Annotated in this window: 2 protein-coding genes; both read right to left on the bottom strand. The window is 71.1% G+C overall.

What is annotated here, in order from left to right; all coding sequences use genetic code 11:
- Nucleotides 1-1077 (bottom strand): cobyric acid synthase (locus WA965_RS13620; RefSeq protein WP_526447631.1); only part of this gene is annotated, 1077 nt, incomplete at its 3' end.
- Nucleotides 1077-1609: SAM-dependent methyltransferase (locus WA965_RS13625; protein ID WP_526447633.1), on the bottom strand; the 533-nt coding region annotated here is incomplete at its 5' end. The genes WA965_RS13625 and WA965_RS13620, both read right to left, overlap by 1 nt.

Consider the following 1609-nt stretch of genomic DNA (forward strand, 5'->3'; position numbering starts at 1 on the left):
CCCCTCCGCCTCGACGGTGGCACCTTCGATGCCGTCGGGATCACGGACGACGCGACCCAGCATCTGGAACCCGCCGCAGATGCCGAGCACCGGCCGTCCCGCCGCAGCATGCGCCAGCACGGCGCGGTCCAGTCCTCGGGACCGCAGCCACGCCAGGTCGGCGATCGTGGAGCGGGTGCCGGGCAGCACCACCAGATCGGCGTCCGCGAGAGCGCTTGGGTGAGAGGCGAATACGACGTCGAGATCGGGTTCCAGCCCGAGGGCGTCGACATCGGTGAAGTTGCTGATCCGCGGCAGTCGCACCACCGCGACGCGGCGCGCTCCCGGCCGTGGCGAGCGCCGCCCCTGCAGTTCGAGGGCGTCTTCGGAGTCCAGCCAGATGTCCGGTCGCCAGGGCAGCGTGCCGTAGACCCGCCTGCCGGTCACCCGTTCCAGATCGCGCAGTCCCGGCGTCAGCAGGTCCAGGTCGCCGCGGAACTTGTTCACCACGAACCCCGCGATCAGTGCCTGGTCCTCGGGCGAGAGCAGCGCGACGGTACCGAGGAACGCCGCGAAGACCCCGCCCCGGTCGATGTCGCCCACCACCACCGTGGGCAGGCCGGCATGCCGGGCAAGCCCGAGGTTGACGTAATCGCCTGCGCGCAAATTGATCTCGGCGGGACTGCCGGCGCCCTCGGCGATGACGACGTCGTAGCGCGACGCCAGATCGTCGAAGGCGGCGTGGGCGGCCACACCGAGCGCACGTCGGCCCTCCAACCAGTCCGACGAGGACACCTCACCCCACGGCCGGCCCATCAACACCACGTGGCTGCGGCGGTCGCTGCCCGGTTTGAGCAGGACCGGGTTCATCGCGGCCTCAGCTGTCGCGCGTGCCGCCTGCGCCTGCACCCACTGCGCCCGCCCGATCTCCACACCCGCGCCGTCGGTACCGACACACACCATGGAGTTGTTGGACATGTTCTGCGCCTTGTAGGGCGCCACCTTCACCCCGCGGCGGACCAGTGCGCGGCACAGGCCGGTGGTGACCACGCTCTTGCCGGCGTCACTCGTGGTGCCGGCGACCAGCAGGCCGGCCATCAGGTCTTGCGCACCAGGAACAGATCCATCACCCAGCCGTCCTGGGCCTCCGCGGCGGCCCTGGCCTCGCCGATGGCGGCGACCACGTCACCGAGACGTCCGGTGATCAGGCGCTCACCCGCGGCCCCGAGGTTGGCGCCCCACCAGATCGTCCAGTCCGCCAGCCCGCTGAAGTCGAGACGCTCGGGGGGCGGATTGAGCATCGCGACGACGTTGTCGAGGCCGGCGGCGACCGCCTCCTGCAGCCGACGGCCGGTGGTGACGTGGACGGGGCGACCGACCTCGTGCAGGACGATGCGGTGTCGGGCAGCGAGCAGTTGTGGCGCGCTGATGCCGGGGAGGACGTCGTAGTCCAGGCCCACCGAGCTGAGCGTCAAATGGTCTCGCACCTTCTCGACGATCCGGATCGTCGAGTCGTAGAGCGACGGATCACCCCACACCAGGAACGCGGCCGTGCCGCCACGCTCGGTCAGGTGCGCGGCGTATTCCGCGGCGCGGGCGGCGTGCCAGTCGGTGACGGCGGCCTCGTAGC

Origin of the sequence: Mycobacterium sp., assembly GCF_049683935.1 — a bacterium.
Lineage (GTDB): Bacteria > Actinomycetota > Actinomycetes > Mycobacteriales > Mycobacteriaceae > Mycobacterium.